15 protein-coding genes are annotated in these 16828 nt (G+C 42.4%); 6 read left to right on the top strand and 9 right to left on the bottom strand.

The window, feature by feature from the left end; translation table 11 throughout:
* Positions 1-102: 102 nt before the first annotated feature.
* The 5 genes from cas10d to cas3 form a co-directional block, all read right to left on the bottom strand.
* Complete coding sequence (gene cas10d, locus DP116_RS07585; protein WP_169154602.1) at positions 103-3471, bottom strand: type I-D CRISPR-associated protein Cas10d/Csc3; 3369 nt, start codon at positions 3469-3471, stop codon at positions 103-105.
* Positions 3471-3854: a DUF5615 family PIN-like protein gene (locus tag DP116_RS07580; protein WP_169154601.1), complete on the bottom strand. Its 384-nt coding sequence runs from the start codon at positions 3852-3854 to the stop codon at positions 3471-3473. The genes cas10d and DP116_RS07580 overlap by 1 nt, the downstream gene beginning before the upstream one ends.
* The gene (locus DP116_RS07575; RefSeq protein ID WP_169154600.1) at positions 3851-4111 is read right to left on the bottom strand and encodes a DUF433 domain-containing protein; all 261 of its coding nucleotides are present in this window, start codon (positions 4109-4111) and stop codon (positions 3851-3853) included. The genes DP116_RS07580 and DP116_RS07575 overlap by 4 nt, the downstream gene beginning before the upstream one ends.
* Positions 4104-4607: a hypothetical protein gene (locus tag DP116_RS07570; protein ID WP_169154599.1), complete on the bottom strand. Its 504-nt coding sequence runs from the start codon at positions 4605-4607 to the stop codon at positions 4104-4106. The genes DP116_RS07575 and DP116_RS07570 overlap by 8 nt, the downstream gene beginning before the upstream one ends.
* A gap of 259 nt (positions 4608-4866) precedes the next feature.
* Positions 4867-7008: a type I-D CRISPR-associated helicase Cas3' gene (gene cas3, locus DP116_RS07565; protein ID WP_169154598.1), complete on the bottom strand. Its 2142-nt coding sequence runs from the start codon at positions 7006-7008 to the stop codon at positions 4867-4869.
* An 80-nt stretch (positions 7009-7088) separates the two neighbouring features.
* Between cas3 and DP116_RS07560 the strand changes: the two genes are divergently transcribed.
* Both DP116_RS07560 and lepB read left to right on the top strand, forming a co-directional pair.
* Positions 7089-7949, top strand: coding sequence for a helix-turn-helix transcriptional regulator (locus tag DP116_RS07560; protein ID WP_169154597.1), 861 nt, complete (start codon positions 7089-7091; stop codon positions 7947-7949).
* Positions 7950-8016: 67 nt separating this feature from the next.
* On the top strand, positions 8017-8589 hold the full coding sequence (gene lepB / locus DP116_RS07555; RefSeq protein WP_169154596.1) for a signal peptidase I: 573 nt from the start codon (positions 8017-8019) through the stop codon (positions 8587-8589).
* 104 nt (positions 8590-8693) lie between these two features.
* On the opposite strand, the gene DP116_RS07550 is transcribed toward lepB, so the two are convergent.
* Complete coding sequence (locus DP116_RS07550; RefSeq protein WP_169154595.1) at positions 8694-9227, bottom strand: ComEA family DNA-binding protein; 534 nt, start codon at positions 9225-9227, stop codon at positions 8694-8696.
* 13 nt (positions 9228-9240) lie between these two features.
* Positions 9241-9615 carry an NINE protein gene (locus tag DP116_RS07545; RefSeq protein ID WP_169154594.1) on the bottom strand — a complete coding sequence of 125 codons (375 nt, stop codon included), beginning with the start codon at positions 9613-9615 and terminating at the stop codon, positions 9241-9243.
* 381 nt (positions 9616-9996) lie between these two features.
* Here DP116_RS07545 and DP116_RS07540 point away from each other — a divergent pair, with 381 nt between their 5' ends.
* On the top strand, positions 9997-10320 hold the full coding sequence (locus tag DP116_RS07540) for a DUF1825 family protein (RefSeq protein ID WP_169154593.1): 324 nt from the start codon (positions 9997-9999) through the stop codon (positions 10318-10320).
* 68 nt (positions 10321-10388) lie between these two features.
* Here DP116_RS07540 and DP116_RS07535 read toward each other — a convergent pair whose 3' ends face one another.
* Positions 10389-12314, bottom strand: coding sequence for a PBP1A family penicillin-binding protein (locus tag DP116_RS07535; RefSeq protein ID WP_169154592.1), 1926 nt, complete (start codon positions 12312-12314; stop codon positions 10389-10391).
* Between the two features lie 176 nt (positions 12315-12490).
* On the opposite strand from DP116_RS07535, the gene tyrS reads away from it, so the two are divergent.
* Genes tyrS through DP116_RS07520 form a run of 3 tightly spaced genes read left to right on the top strand, consistent with a single transcriptional unit; the run spans position 12491 to position 15115 of the window.
* Positions 12491-13660: a tyrosine--tRNA ligase gene (gene tyrS, locus DP116_RS07530; protein ID WP_169154616.1), complete on the top strand. Its 1170-nt coding sequence runs from the start codon at positions 12491-12493 to the stop codon at positions 13658-13660.
* Positions 13661-13673: 13 nt separating this feature from the next.
* On the top strand, positions 13674-14393 hold the full coding sequence (pyrF, locus tag DP116_RS07525; protein ID WP_169154591.1) for an orotidine-5'-phosphate decarboxylase: 720 nt from the start codon (positions 13674-13676) through the stop codon (positions 14391-14393).
* Positions 14390-15115, top strand: a complete 726-nt coding sequence (locus DP116_RS07520) for a hypothetical protein (RefSeq protein WP_169154590.1) — start codon at positions 14390-14392, stop codon at positions 15113-15115. The genes pyrF and DP116_RS07520 overlap by 4 nt, the downstream gene beginning before the upstream one ends.
* Before the next feature lie 21 nt (positions 15116-15136).
* On the opposite strand, the gene DP116_RS07515 is transcribed toward DP116_RS07520, so the two are convergent.
* Positions 15137-16471, bottom strand: a complete 1335-nt coding sequence (locus DP116_RS07515) for an acyl-CoA dehydrogenase family protein (RefSeq protein ID WP_246275529.1) — start codon at positions 16469-16471, stop codon at positions 15137-15139.
* Between the last annotated feature and the right edge of the window lie 357 nt (positions 16472-16828).

Genomic DNA, 16828 nt, shown 5'->3' with positions numbered 1-16828 from the left:
GCGCCGTGCGGGGGTTCCCCCCGTTGAGGCGACTGGCGTCGCCAAGAGCGCCAAGAAAAGAGAGAATATAGAATTTTACAAATGATTTAGGATTGCTCGTATCTAGAGTGTTGAACAAGCATAAGCTGTTTCATCTGCTTCTAAATCAGGTATTTCTTCTGGTTGTTCTTGAGATAAGTTGCGACGTTCTTCGTCGTCTGCTAAACGATATAGGTATTCACAGGTATCTCGAATGAGGTTAAGTTGTGTACCTGCTAAACGTGCGCGATCGCCTTTAAAACTTCCCTCAAAAATCGTCTCCACAAAATACTTGGCGAAGTCAGAGACTGCTTGACGTTCTTCTTCTGGAGTTAAAGCAGGTTTCCACTTCCCATCAACTAAAGTCAGGGTGGGTTTTCCTTCTGCTGCTTTCCGCCGCACGTTATTCATTAATTTGGATAAACGTGCTGCGACGACATCTATTAAAGATTCAGTGTCAGCAGCTAAAGCCTTATCAACTTTCAAAATCACATCAGCAGCTTCATCAATTGGTTTGAGAATCGCATTGGCTTTGGCGTAGAAACTTTTAGCACGATAAAAACGGCGATATAGTGAAGTGAGTTCACGCAGTCGATTCACACTTTTACCCTCCGGTTCAAAGTAGTAGTACAAGTCTAAATACAGCCGAACTTTGGCGATGGGTACAGAGGAAAGATTCTTTTGTTTCCGTAGCCATTTATTGAGATAGTGAAAAACATAGAGAGGACTGGTTGCTAAATCCCGCGCTAAGTCTGCTAATTTACCCCAATCTGGATCGCCATCTTTTTTGCGGTTGACTTCTAGGTGGATAGAGTAAGCAGCAGTAAGTGCATTTAATGGTGAAAATTCACGCTTTCCTGACGCACGGGGAAGGATGCTATCTAGGCGATAGTTATCTTGCTGAATTAAAGAACGAATTGCTTGATGTTCGCCATCCAAGAACACTGTTTGTTCAAAATCAGCACCACTGAGAAAAGGTGGAACAGGCGACTCTGATGCAACGACTTTGACATCTAAAATCAGTGGTAAAGCGAATGCTAACCAAGCTGGCGTCACCCAAGATTCTGTATCTGTGGGTTCTCTTCCTGGTGGTAAACCGATAAAGAAGAAAGTTAGGGTTTCCTTTTCTGGAAAGCTAATTTTGAAAGTGCGATCTGCTGAAAGCAGCAGCGCTTCGCTATCGTCTAGTTGGAGATTGTCTTTAATGAGTAGGGAATCAACTTGCTGGTAGTCTTGAATTCTGAACTTAGCAACTTGATTTTCTGTGATGAAATGCTTTCGCAAGGGAGCATCAAAACGAGTCCGTGAAAATTGGTTGTAAGCTTTCTGCAAAAATTTATTGGTTTCCGGGGTGAAGAAGTAAGTAGGGTAAAGGTAAAGATAGCGATATTTTCGACTTTCAAAATCTGCACCGACAGCATTCGTTTGATTCATCAAAATTTGTCTCAACATGATTTCAATCGACGATATTGAGCAAATTTGCCGTTTAGCAGCTTGAGCATTAAACAAAATCTGACGATTACTGTAGACTTGAGGAGCAAATAACGTTGCTGATTCCATCTGTTCAGTCACGCTGTAAGAGGAACTAGACATAGCACAAACATTTTCCCGTCCTCTCCCAATTATTTTGGCAGCATTGTAGCGTTGTAATTCTACTAAAAAGGGTGCGGTTTCTGGCGCTGAAACTGCTCCTGTTGGTAGTGAAATCACTCTGCTGACATAGGTTTTTAAATCATTCCATCCATCCGGGATGTCTGGAAATTCTTTTAAGATTGGTTGAATAAAGCTAGCAGCGTAATTCACCATCCCTTTCATAACTTCCAGAATTTGAGTAAAATCTTTACCTGGATGTTGTTGAAAGTATTTTGCTGCTAAATAATACCAATCTAAAGGAACACCACCTGTTTTTTTCAGTGCTTGAATATGTCTGATAGCTGGGATTTCCTCTGATAATCCCAAGTATTCAGCAAGCTTTTGGGTTAAGTCTAAATCAGGAAGATTTTTTCTCTTAGCTTTTGGCTGTTGTTTTTGCCATTCATTGACTTTTTCACACCAACCACCCCAAATACCACGACAAATAATATCGCCAAATTCTGCCAAGCGGTCAATACGAATTTCATTGGCAAATTGTAAATTGAGATTACTTGGTAGTTCTCCTTGTGCTTGATATGTTTGTAAGCTTTCACCTCGCTTAAGTGCAGAAGAGCTTTTTGTGTCAGGAAGTAACCTAGAAGCTGCATCAATACTAACTTCCATTAAGCCAACGACATCAAAGAAAAGCCAATAGTAATCAGCAAACTTCAAACCCTTCCCGTCACGATTAAAGCCTGTTTGTCTTTCCTTAAGTTTTTCTGCACAAAGACTTTTAATTTTTCCAAAAACTCTCTCTGGAATGTTGTCAGTTGTAATTGCAGGTGCATCAGCATGAGCTAAGTAAACTACTCCATCAGACAGATAGAGCAATGGTGTATAAAACTCTTCAGAATGTGCTTCAATTAAAGCATTGTTGAGGATATTGGTGAGAACACCACGATTTTCCGAAAGTGAGTGATAGGTAAGCTTTAACTGATGGTTACTTAATCTGCCAACTAAGGTTGGTAAGCGACCATTTTCTACATCTATTGGATGTTTTATAACTGAAGCAAATAAATCCGAAAGTGAAACTAGGTCAATTAAAACCTGTCTAATTCTGCCGTCTAGCCTGTCGTCATCTAAGGTTTTTAATCCTCTGGTGACGAGACCTAAATCTGCATCGTGTTTGATACCGGAATTATTACTAATCTCAATGATGTCATCAATATAGTCTTGCCATTCTTCACCAAGTAAATGATGTAAACCAAAATCTAAAATCTTCTTGGTAATGTAGCCACGTCCAAAATTGGGAGCATCTTTCTTGTTCGGTGTGTCTTCTTCCCAGTCCCGATTTTGAAATTTCCCTTCCTCGTCATTGGCAATTAACCAAGCTTGATAGTCAGGGAATTTTTCATAATCATGCAGCAGATAAGAAACGATAAATATACAAATTTGCAGTTCTTCACAAGTCCGCTTAACTGGGTTTGTTTCTTTGTGTTCTTGTAGTTTCTTTAAGATGCGATAGGTTGGAAATAAACCATTCAGTAAGTGTGCAATTATAGATTGATCACCTGCATTATCTCTACGAACTGGTTTTTTACCTTCTGCTGCTCTTTTAGCATTAATCATTTCCACAGTTGTTTCAAAAAACCTACCACCCTTAGCAGTTGCTCCCGCTAGTTGTTGAATGAGGTTAGGTAAGATATTGTCTGCAAAGCTTTCTAAGATGCGATCGCCCTCATTCCCTTTCGCTTTTTTCACCGCTTCTTTAAATAAGCGAATTGTCAGCAGTTCTCGTTTTACAGGCGATTCTTCATCCTCATCTTCTCCAACATCAAAATCTGGAACTTCTTGGGGAAGATCATCATCAAATTCTGTCATCAATCTTTATCCTCTGGTTCAATTGGTTGATACTCTTGAATATTTCCGTTTCTAATAATCCACAACTTTCCTGTCACATCTGCGGCTTCCAATCCAGTGATTAATGTCTCTATTGCTTCACGCCAATCATTAAAGTTAGAGCGTGAAGATAAACGAATTACTACAATTCCTGTATAGTTTGAGGGATTATATTTCAGGCGATTTCCAAACCCTCTATCTGAAGTGACTAATACCCTACCTTCAGCACAGCAAATATCAATTAATGCCTCATCAGGTGTTGAAGTCAGTCCTTGTTCTCTGACTGTTGCAACATCATGTCCTGCTAAACGTAACCATGTAGCCACTCGCAGGTTACCAAGATTTTCATCCAATTTGATATTCACTTTTTTGCTTCCTTGTGAGTCCCTATAGGAATCTCGACAACATAATCCCTTACCATTTCAGCACCATAGGCAATGCATGCAAGAATGTCTTCTTTTTCTATTCCTGGATACTCTTCTATAATTGTCTCTATAGTTTCTCCAGCAGCTAAAAGATCAAGAATTAAGGAAACCCAAATACGGTGTCCACGAATGCAAGGTGTACCAGAACAAATATTCGGGTTGATAGAAATTCGGGAAAGCAGGTTATCTCTAGTCATTGTTATTTCTCCAGATTTTGCGTAATGTATCTAAACAAATCCACTGGTTGTCTTTCTTAACTTCGATATACTCCCAGCCATTAGCTGCACCTCCGTTTACTTTTGCAGCTAATGGACTTGGCTTCTCAAATTCTTCGCCGTTGTAGACAATAGTTCCTTTCACAGAAATTTCCAGATTATTTATATAGTCGCGACTTCGTTTTTTTGCCTCTTCCCGCTTTAGCTTGACTCGCACAGGCATCCCAGCCTTGGTAATACCTGCGTCAAATAGCTGAGTCAGTCTTACGTGTGAGTGCTCCGCCTTCTCCTCCATAGTCTGACTTTCAAAGATATCTAACTGCTTAAGAGATACCTGAGGTTGGCTCTTCTGACGAAATGCTACTAGTTCATATCGCGAATTTTTGGTCTTCAGGCATTCGGGAAGCCAATCTAAAAACAAGCTGCGTAACTGTTCTGGCATCCGAGAGATATCGTCATCGTTGAGATGAATGTGCATAATAATCCTACCTGAGGTGTATGTTTATACTATCTTGCCATTCACTCATCAAAAAATCAACAGTTACTGTAGCCCTAATGATTAAAAAGTTGTTGTAGCCACAGGAATATTGCCGAGGACAATAACGTGTACTATATATATAAGGAGAAAGGAACGCAGTGCAGTACTGCACGAGTATAAATACTCAAAAGACACCCATTAGGGATTGAAACACTGTAGCCTTCTGATTTCGGGCAAAAGCCCTTTCTCCACAAGTTTTTCAACATATCCATCCTTCATCCTCCTTTGGCTTCCAATGCCAAATTAAAGTTTCCAGCAACAATGCATCCTGTCCAAAAGTAATGGTGTAGCGGGGACTTCTGTCCTCTGGCTCGTCGGTAAGAGGGTAAGCTTGAAAGTGCATAGGTAGTCCGAGAGTCGCGCGTAAATAGTTGCGATTGCCCGAAGGGCAGACGCCTAAAGGCGTATCGCGATCAGAAATAAAGCACACAAATTTCCGCCTTTCCACAACATCACTGATTTGCTGGATACCATAGCCGTGGGGTTGGCAAATCTCTAAATCCTTGAGAACCTGCACCTTTGTTGTTTTCGCCAGTTCTCTAATATTTCCTGGGTAATAGAAGTGCCAATCTTCCCGCACTTCTCGGTAATCTCTTAATTTCAAATAACACAAAGCTTTTTCAAATTGTTTGGTTATGACTCCAGCATCCTCAGCTTTTTTCCGAAAGCTTGTCTCATCCCACAACTCGAAAAGAAAGTTGTTGAGAATGCCAGGAAGATTATACATTTTGAACCGTTCTGGTTCTGGTTCATCAGGGTTCGTTAAATCATAAATTGCACAATCTAATTGGCTACTTCCACGAAAACTTCTCGCTTCATCAATGATTTTCGTTTTTCCTTCACTCTGACAGCGATAAAACTGTGCATTCATTTGCTTGATACTAATTCCTAAAGCTTTTTGAATATCGGTACCAAACTTTTGAGCCAACCCTGGATATTTCTCTTTCATGTGGGGGTTGCTTTGCAGTTTGCAGTAAATATAAGCTGATTGAATACCACCCCAACGTTTTGGATACTGTTCAAATTGGTTTTTAAATACCCAAGAGTCACGAATGGCGTTTGTAAAAGTTATCCTGTCATAAGTTTCTCCATCTTCTAAAGGATGGGATTTATCCTCAAATAACCTTCCAACCAAAAAGCTAGCTATGAGTGCATAAGCTTGATAGGTTTCAAAATCTGGATGTCTACCTAGTCTGCCAAAGCGTTGAATAAAATTTCCGGCATCAGCTGCTTCAAAAACTAAGAAATTAATTTTAAAGTCTACACCAACATCAATAGTAGATGTACCAAGAAGTAAATCTGCTTCTGCAACTGACTTAGATTTTTCCGTCTCTCCCGTTAAACCTGTGTTCTCTCGTACTTGCCATCGCGGTTCAAAAATATCTTTGAATTTAGGTAATAGCTTTTTCACTGCTGCAATCGAGTTAAGAATGATTGCTCCTTTGCTGTTTGGATACTCTTGAAAAAACTTTAAAATGACTTTTTCTGCGTTTTCTTCTAACCAAGCGTAACTAGAACGTAAATTCGCTTCTAGTCCTTGAGGAAAACTCAATTGAATAGGTTGACTAATCTGTCTCCAGTCTTCGTTATTAGCTTCTGACTCAAATTTATAAGCACCAACAGCAGCTGGGTTAATTATTTTTGGCTCTATTCCAGCATTCCTGAGACAATCTTCTAATAATTTATTAGGAGTAGCGGAGAGAAATAAAAATTTTTTTTGATGATTAGCAGTATGTTTCATCAGAAGTATCGTATTAATAACACTTGCAACCTGTGGAGATGAAAAAATATGAAATTCGTCGTAAATAAATAGCTTATATTTTTCATCTATGCGGCGAAATAATCTATCAAGGTTGTCTATCTTCCCTCTCAGATAGTAGAAGTTATGAATGTAGTGAAAAAGGTCGGGGTTTGTCAGCAAAATTTCATATAAAGTCGAAAAATTCTCCATACCTTCTAGTTTGGAAGGTAATTTACCCGTAGCTACGTATTTCTCCAAAATCGCCGCAGTTAGGCGATGAATTTGCGGCTCGTACTTTGGCTGAAATTTCTCTTTGTACCCTTGCACCTGTTTTTCCTGATCTCTCGCCAGTTCATTTGTAGGGTACATTGCTAAAGTATACGTACGATTTGTCATTGCAGAGAGAAAAGCAGCCAAACTCTTACCATCTCCTGTCATTGCCGTATTGAAGACAACATCAATATTTGGATCTTGCAACGCTTTTAAGGTTTCGACTTGATGCCAAGAAAGCGACAAGCCATCAGGTAGTTTCACGCTTTCTGGTGTTGGCACTGTCCGAGAGTAAACAGGCTTGAGAGTTACTGTGTAGTTTGCAGGCATATCCTTTTTGTTGCACCTTCAATACAGCTACAATAACCTTATAAACCAGTGAATGTCAATTTTATAAATACAAATTGTCAATGAAGCGGAACAAAGAGACAATTACACTGTCAATTCCATCAGGAACCAAAGAGCATCTAGAAGAAATCGCTCGTCGCCTGGGTATATTCTGGGGAAAATCTCCCAGTGTTTCAGGGTTGTTGGTGGCGATCGCCCAACAAGAATTTGAAGTAGGCGAACCCTTTGCACTTAACCCAACACAAGTAGCAGCACTTCAACAAGCCATCGGCTTGCTAAAGGATTCTGGTTGCGTTGAACAAGCTCAAATCATCTCTAGTCTTGTCTTAGAGCGAGGAAAACTTGAACCTCCTATGCGTCAATCACTGCTACAACAAGTCAGCCAACCCAGTGAAGCATGGCGCATTCTTGTCGATCAACTCCGAGGAAACCAACAACCGTTTCACCTACTCTACGGAAATCCTCAAGGAGAGGACTTATCATTTACAGTACGTTTTGCTGAAATCTCCTTTGAAGAGAAGCGATTTTACTTAAACATCTGGTGCGATGAGACTGACGATATCAAAAATCCGGGCTTCCCAGAACTCATACATAATCGCTGTTTGCGTCTAGATAGAATCAAAGGTGTTGTGCCAATAAACGGACAATGGCGGCATGAGGGCTTAGATTCCTTGAAAGTACACTTACACTTATATCGTGGAATGGTAAAAGCCTATGAATCAAAACCAGACGACATTGATAATGAAGTCATTGAAGATGTGCGCCAAATCGTGCGGCGCGTGTCGAATCCCTTCTGGTTAATTCGAGAAGTACTGCGGTATGGGGAAGATTGTGTAGTGGTGTCGCCTGATTCGGTGCGATCGCTCGTCAAAGAAAAACTCAAAACCCTCTGTCAGCATTACAATCTGGAAGTTTCTTCCTAAGCCATAACAAATGTCCTTTTAGGATCAAAATAATCTAGAATTCGTCTAACTTATTAATCAGCTTTCTATGACTCATCAGAAAAGTGAAGCGAAAGAATCCCCTGCATCGTCGCGAGGTTGGCGAACTTTACGGGAAAATCTTATCTTGATTGCGATCGCCTTATGCTTAGCACTCTTGATTAGGACTTTTGTTGCTGAACCCCGCTACATTCCCTCAGACTCGATGTTACCAACCTTGCATAAAGGCGATCGCCTGGTTGTGGAAAAAATTTCCTCTTTGTTTCATCCTCCACAGTTTGGCGATATCGTTGTTTTTCAGCCACCAGAAGAACTACAACATCGAGGATATCCCAAAGACCAAGCTTTCATTAAGCGTATTATTGGGACTCCTGGAAAGAAAATCAGTGTTGCTGGTGGAAAAGTTTACATTGATGGGCAACCAATACAAGAAGATTATATAGCTGAGCCACCAATTTTACCCATGCAAGAGCGGCAAGTTCCTCCTGGCGAATTCTTTGTTATGGGAGATAACCGCAACGATAGTAACGATTCCCGCTACTGGGGGTTTTTACCCAAAGAAAATATTATTGGTCGGGCAGTGTTCCGCTTTTGGCCTTTTGATAGGATTGGGGTAATCTAATTCTACAGACGTAGCCCTATGGCTGTTGCCATAGCGCGGCTAGGCGACTGGCCGCACCGAAAAACTTGGACTGCAGCGCGCGCTGCCTCACATGCACTTTCAGATTAAAATTGTAGGTAGTACATAAGCTGGGAAATAGTTTCACCCGAAATATTTAACCTCCGCTGAAAATCAGCTAAGTTCAGGTAAGTCCCCGCGGAACTGCGATTTTCAACCACTGCTTGCGCCAGGGATAAATCAATAAACGGCACTTTTGCTAGAGTCTCAACTGTTGCCGTGTTAGGGTTGATTTTATGGCTATCAAGAACTAAAGATTCATCATCGTAATAACTGAAATTCAGAATTGGCTTGAGTGGCTCTAGCCTTTGTACTGGTAAACTTAAGGCTGCGGCAATATCTTCAATACAGTAAAATTTGACACCAGCGCGAGAAAGTTGTACAAGCGATCGCGCTTGGTGAATCGATAACCCTGGTAGCCGTAACCAATCATCAACAGTTGCTTGATTGGCATCAATGTGGATACCCAGTTGCGCGGCGATCGCAATTTCTTCTGCTGATTGTAGTCGATAATATGGGTCGTTCAGTAACTTATAGCGTAGTTTTTGTAACTTAGAGTTTAAAGGTAGCCAATTTTTCATAGTGTTGCTTGGTTTAGGAAATATGATCTAGCAACTGGCGGCGCTTTTGCTCAAATTCATACTCAGAAATCAATCCATCTTGACGTAAACTTTCTAACTCTCGCAAGCCTTGAGCAACCGTACTGACTTGATTGCTGGCGAACTGTGAGTTTTTGATGGCTGATTTACCTAAATTAAAATGACGATCAAAAGCTTCTTCGTCTTGCGCTAAAAACCAAACTCCTTCAATAGCACTCGCTACCTTAGGAATGGGTGTCCAAGAAAGCAACAGATAAAGCACACCCCATAGTGGCTGTCCTAAATAAAACTTATGTAATCCAGAAATTGTCACTGTACCAGACAAAGCTAAAATTGCGGCAATGCTCCGGCTTTTTCGTTGATTAAACATAATGAAAGCACCATAATAAATTCAGCATTGCTGTTATCGTAACTGAATCCTATCTTATGAACTACCCCAAAGCCTGCTCGGGTGGTCCGTGTGCTCTGCATTTGTATCAGACCCAAGCGTGAAATGCTATAACAGCAAATACCTGAAGTTGGGGAAACAAAAAGCATACCAAGGAAGTCGCACTGTGTGTCTCGCTGTTTTTTGAATTTTGAACTTCAAATTCTCAATTCAAGCGTCGCGTGAGTCAAGTGTTGAAATTGCGGTAAAAAACCGTACTCAAACCGAGGTTTATTTTCTAGATTATGTCCCTAAACTAGAATAAACAAGAGGCATCAATTAAGATAGCTACTGAGTCTGATCACTCAGTGGGGTGTAACCAAAATGGGATTTTTTGATTCTGACATAATTCAGCAAGAAGCCAAGCAACTGTTTGAAGATTATCAAGCACTTATCAAGCTTGGCGGTAACTATGGCAAATTTGATCGCGAGGGCAAAAAGCTGTTTATTGAGCAGATGGAAGCCATGATGGATCGCTATCGGGTCTTTATGAAGCGTTTTGAGCTATCAGAAGATTTCATGGCACAAATGACCATAGAGCAGCTTAAGACACAGTTAAGTCAGTTTGGTGTAACTCCGCAACAAATGTTTGACCAAATGGACCTCACCCTACAGCGGATGAAAAACGAACTGGAACAACAATCATGAGAGCAAAAATGAGGAGTTTGGATTTGACACCAAACTCTTCAGTTTTAACTTTCTTAACTTTCTTAACTTTAATTTGATTTGGGTCGAGGAAACTGGTAAGGTGACTTGAATTTCTCAACAGGTACATCCTTAAGCGCCTTCATCATAAAATTGCGCCAAATTGGAGCAACCATAGTCCCACCCGTCGCACCACTCGCCAAAGTTCTGTTGTCGTCCCGACCGACCCAAACAGCAGTTGTTAACTGAGGTACGGTTCCGACAAACCAAATATCCTTCTCAGAGGACGTTGTTCCTGTCTTACCTGCTGCTGGGCGATCTATTGCAGCATTTTTACCAGTACCTCCATTAATAACAGAGCGCATTGTATCAACAATTGCTGCTGATGCCCACGGATCGAGAACTTGTACAGGTTTAGGGGTGTTGTCAAGTAAGACGTTGCCACTACTATCCGTCACACGGGCAATAATTGTCGTTGGAGATTGCCAGCCATAGTTGGCAAAGGTAGCATAAGCGCCTGCCATTTCCAACGGCGTAACACCAATAGCACCCAATGGCAGAGAAGTTACAGGTTCCATCGGACTCAGAATGCCCAAGGTGCGGCAAGTTTCGACAACCTTATTCATTCCCACAGCTTTACCAACCTTTATGACGGGAACATTACGAGATTGCATCAACGCAGTGCGGATTGACATAGCTCCGCCATACCCACCATCGTAGTTGCGTGGATAGTACCATCCGTCACCATCTCGATAACCCACAGGAGTATCGTAGACCGTAGTATCTGGACCGTACTTACCAGTTGCAAAGGCAGTGTAATAAACAAACGGCTTAAAAGCAGAGCCAGGTTGCCGTAAAGCTTGAGTTGCACGGTTAAACTCACTGGTTTTAGAATCTACGCCACCTACTAGAGCTTTGACAAAATGTGTACGGGGATCAATGGCAACCAGAGCAATTTGGTTTCTAGATAACCCTTGCCCCCTCAAAATATCATGCCAGTTTTTGACAGTGTCCTCCGCCATGTTTTGGAAGTTGGTATCAACTGTGGTTTGAATTCGCATTCCACCCTTGAGCAGCGCCTCACGACCAAACTTTTTGGCGATTTCGTGGGCTACAGCGTTTGTCACGTAAGGCAAGGCGCTTCCTTGGAAAGATCTAATTTTACCGAGTTTGATTGGTTGTTTCAGGGCGTTATCGTACTCTTCCTGCGTGATCCAATTCAATTCCTTCATTCGACCTAAAACTATTTTCTGCTGCTCTTTTGCCTTATTCATGTGAATGAAGGGGCTATAGTCTTCCGGCGCTTGGATTAAACCAGCCATCATCGCCGACTCAGCCAAGTTTAAATATTCTGCCGATTTGTTAAAGTAACTGCGTGCTGCTGTTTGTACACCATAGTTGTTATGACCCCAATAAACTTGGTTGAGGTACATTTCTAAAATTTGGTCTTTGGTAAGAATTTGCTCCAAGCGAATTGCCAGTACTGCCTCGGCTATTTTACGGGTAAAAGCACGCTTGTGAGACAAGAATAAGTTTTTCACCAACTGCATGGAGATGGTTGAACCGCCCTCTCGCACGCCGCCTGCTGACCAGTTGGTGACTACTGCACGTCCAACGCCTTTGGGATTAATTCCGTGGTGATAGTAGAAGTCGCTGTCTTCACTCGCTAATACTGCTCGTTTGAGATCTGGAGAAATCCTATCTAATGGCATCACTTCACGGTTGGCTTCTCCGTGAATACTCGTTAACAGTTTACCTTTGATGTCATAGATATAAGTCGTTTCTGATGGCAAAAAGCTGCGTAACTGTCTCACATCTGGCAAGTTGCGGAAACTCACCGCTAAGCCAACGAGTCCTCCCGCTACAATAGAACTTGTCAGCATCGTGGCGGAAAGTAGAGTACCGCCAGCTACCTGGCCGACTCCTTTAAGAAACTCAAAACCTGAGCCAGACGCTCGAGGTTGTGGCTGCTTATCTTCAAAAGTCCTTGACGACACGGTGGTTTTACTTCCTCACTAGTAAATATATAGTGTAATGTCTTGGATCAAGCAAGGCGGTTAATTTTTTGCAATGATATTAGTTTGGCAAACGAAAGTCATACAAATTGTCAGTGACCATAACCAATCCTACTTTGATAGTGCAAAGCATAGTTAACAGTCAATCTCCTAGTAGTATGACGCAGGATTTTTCTTGGCTGCGTCGTGGTATTGTTGAAATTTTCCCACAACCGACTGATTCTGATACTCACGTTGAAAGTTTAGAAAAGCGTTTAGCAACAACTGAGCGACCTCTAAGGGTGAAATTGGGTATTGATCCAACGGGTAGCGATATTCATCTCGGTCACAGTATACCAGTACGAAAGCTACGAGCGTTTCAAGATGCTGGTCATACGGCAGTACTGATTATTGGCGATTTTACTGCTCGCATTGGTGATCCGACTGGAAAATCTGAGGTACGTCGCCAACTTACGGAAGAAGATGTGGCGCGAAACGCCCAGACTTACCTTGAGCAGGTGCGACCTATTTTAGACTTTGATACACCAGGAAGGTTGGAGATACGTTACAACTCAGAATGGCTCTCGAAGTTGAACCTGGGCGAAATTTTGGAGTTACTCTCGACAATGACAGTTGGGCAGATGCTCGCTAAGGAGGGTTTTGCTGAGCGCTATAAGAAAGAGAATCCTATTTTCCTTCATGAGTTCCTGTACCCGCTGATGCAGGGCTATGATTCTGTCGCTATTAAGGCAGATGTGGAGTTAGGAGGGACAGACCAAAAATTTAATCTTGCTGTCGGGCGAGATTTACAGCGCCATTTTGGACAAAAACCACAGTACGGAGTCCTGCTGCCAATTTTGATTGGCTTGGATGGTGTACAAAAAATGTCCAAGTCTTTAGGTAATTATGTTGGTTTGTTAGAACACCAAACTCAGAAGTATCAAAAGCTGCAACAAGTTCCCGACCATCTCCTGAATGATTATTTTACACTACTTACGGATTTTCCATTGGATAAGCTACCGGAAAATCCACGCGATCGCCAAAAACTACTCGCACAAGAAATCGTCAAGCAATATCATGGCGAACAAGCTATCAAGGATATTGAGGCGGGTGACGTACCAGAGTTTTCCCTAGCTGATGTCCACTTTCCTGCAAAGCTGGCATACATTCTGAATGTGAGTGGCTTGTGCAAAAGTAGCGGGGAAGGTAAACGGAAAATTCAAGAAGGTGGGGTGCGCTTAGATGGCGATCGCATCACTGATATTGAAACGACTTTCACTGATTCAGCCCAATTGCAAGGACGTGTTTTGCAGCTGGGAAAGAACAAGTTTGTCCGACTGATACCGTAGAGGAGAAAAGCTGATGAACGCCCAAGAGCAAATAATCGTACCTCTGGATGTAGCGGATGAACAAGCGGCGATCGCCCTTGTCGAACGCCTTACGTCAGTCACTTTCTTCAAGGTGGGCTTGGAGTTATTTACAAGCACAGGACCAAAAATTCTGGAGGTGCTAAAATCTCGGCAGAAACGTATTTTCTTAGATTTGAAGTTTCACGATATCCCCAACACTGTTGCTGGCGCTTGTCGTGCGGCTGCTCGTTATGGCGTTGATTTATTGACAATTCATGCGACATCTGGTAATGAAGCACTGAGGGCAGCAACTGAAGCGGTACAAGCAGGAGCAGCAGATGCAGGTGTGAAACCGCCAAAGTTAATTGCGATTACGCTGTTGACGAGTCTTTCTTCCAGACAGTTGGCGTTTGAGTTGAAAATACCTCTAGAATTACCAGAATATGCTTTGGAAATGGCTCTAATGGCTCAAGAGATGGGTTTAGATGGGGCTGTTTGCTCTCCTGTTGAGGTAGCGCAACTGCGACAAAGTTGTGGAGATGATTTTTTGCTGGTTTGTCCGGGGGTACGTCCAACTTGGGCCCAAAAAGGAGATCAGGCGCGATCGCTCACTCCTGCACAAGCTTTTGCTGCAGGAGCAAATTACCTCGTCATTGGGCGTCCGATCACCGCAGCTGCTGATCCAGAGTTAGCCTGGAAGAGGATTTGTGAGGAATTAGTGGCGGTGACATGAAGTCAGGAGTCGTAAAAAAGAAAAAAAGCTTGTGGCTTCTTTGTTGTAGCTTCTGGCTGTTATTCTCAAATTCTCTAAATGACGCCGCAAAAGCACAGAACCATCACCCTAGCGCCTCTCCAAAAGCCGAGAGGAGAGTCGTTGGTGGGGAGAGGTTTTTTTGCTCAAACCAAAATCTAGAAGCACTAACGACTCAACTATTGCAAGATTTACCAAATTATGCTAACAGAGCAAGTCAACGCGCCCGTCGCTTAAGAAGGGCAACTGACGTTTACAGTTATATGGTAGTGGCGGGAAGACCTGAGTTTACACCGCTACCTCTTAACCCTAGTGGATACACGGCAGATTCAGTCAAAACTGCTTCAGTTGGAGTAGAGCAAGTCTTTTTTACGACTTTAGAGCGACAGTATACTGCTGGCAAAGCATTTCAATTGCAGCAATTCCACTGGCTGTTTCTCACAAAAACAAAAAGTGATTGGCGTTTCGTGATGATGTTTTCCCAAATTGGTTTGTCTCCCAAGAATCAGCCACCGACACCACCACGAGATAGTAGTAATGGTGTTATTGCCCAAGGGATTACTGCTTGGTTGCGAGATTGTCAAGCGGGAAGTGTGCGTGTGCGTTCTCGGAATTTGAAAGGCTCATCTCAAAAGCCGCTACCATCACAAACGCCGCCACCGCCATTAAAGCCTCCACTGTCGCAACCGCCGCCAGAGTTATAACTGCTACCGGTGTGTACCAAGCTACAAACAGTTAACAAGTCCAAGACGCAAAACTTCCCTTGTGAAGTCACATGAATATCCAATAGAGGCGTCGGCAAGAAACTTACCTGTTTGAGCCTGCTTAGTCACTCCATAGCCACCAAGAATCTCAACTGCTGTTTGCGCGTTTTTAATTGCCACATCCACAGCAAAAGTCTTAGCTGCTGGTGCCTTCACCATTGCAGCGAGTTGGGGGTTAGTGTCTGCAGTATTTGCTGCCTCCCATACCGTTAATCGCGCAGCCTGCGTGTTTATCATCATATCAGCAAGTTTCAAAGCGACTGACTGATGCTGGATAATTGGACGCCCCCAGCTGACTCGCTTTTTAGCATAATTTAGCGCATACTCATATGCAGCGCGAGCCAAACCGACGTAGGAAGCCGCAAGTCCAATAGCCACCTCAGGAAGCAACATGAGAAGTTTTGCCGCCTCCCCCTCTTTCCCAAGAAGATTTTCTGCAGGTACTCGTACGTTATCAAGATGAATTTCTGCATGATGAGAAGGTTTCCAGCCAATCATCTCGGTTCTCTTACCAAATTTCAGACCAGGGGTATTTGCTGGAACATAGAATATAGACATACTCTCGCCCAAAGGCTTATCGAGAGCAGTGCGTGCAATGATGAAATATGCATCCGCGATACCAGCATTTGTGACTAACGATGACTTTTTCCCGTTCAGGATGTATCCATCACCATCGCGTTGTGCAAAAGTCTTAAGTCCGATGTTAGGATCTGGTATTGGACAGAACAAATCTGAGGTGGCGACGTTTGGCTCACTCTCTGCAGCACTATACAAGTGAGGTTCCCCGGAACGAACATGCGACAATATTCGCTTTTGCTGTTCACTTGTTCCAGCCCTAGTCACGAAAAGCGACATTGCAGCAGTCAGATTGAAGTAACTAGACGCAATACTGACATCAACTGCACCTAGTTCTTCCAGAACCAAAACGAGATCTACGCACTTTCCACCCAAACCACCGTACTCTTTTGGGATTAATAATGACGTAAATCCTAGTTCAGTTCCTTTGTGGAACACACTTTGACAGAAATCCCAAGGTTCAATTTTTGGATTATCGGATTCCTCAATGATTTGAACAATAGGTTTCATCTCTGTTTGGGCAAAGTCAAGCGCTTTCGACTGCAACATCCGCTGTTCAAGAGTGAGGCTGAAGTCAATCATGATTTGTTTTTCCTTCATCATTGGATGTTCTTGACGCCATAGGTTAGTAGTCTGCCAAACCAAAACTTGGGTATGGGTTGGGGAAAGGGTAAAGGATAAGACATCTTTCTCCTTTACCCTGCCAAGTTTACTCAGCAAAACACTAGGAGCAATTTAGGATTTGCTTTCCATATGGCTCTAGTTAACTATCCTATAGCCCTTGAGATGGTAGAAAAATCTTACTTATAACTCGATAATTCTGTCTCATGTGTTATTTTTCCGTCTTGTAACTCTTACTATATAAAGTTTTCAGTCTTTGTCGCCTTACTTCAATACATAGCAATTTAGATAAAAAGATGTCAAAATTACATATAAAAAAATCAACTGTATTAATCCTCTATTAGGGCGCTAAACGTGATGGCGCTCTACACCATCACGTTCCTAAGATTGGGGAATACCTAAGAGGATGTTTGAAAAGTAGGGGTCTTTGTAAGAAAACTCACAAAGCTTAAGCTG

It is taken from the genome of Brasilonema bromeliae SPC951 (assembly GCF_012912135.1).
GTDB lineage: Bacteria > Cyanobacteriota > Cyanobacteriia > Cyanobacteriales > Nostocaceae > Brasilonema > Brasilonema bromeliae.
The sequence above is the reverse complement of the archived record's forward strand: the minus strand, read 5'-3'. Positions and strand labels throughout refer to the sequence as shown.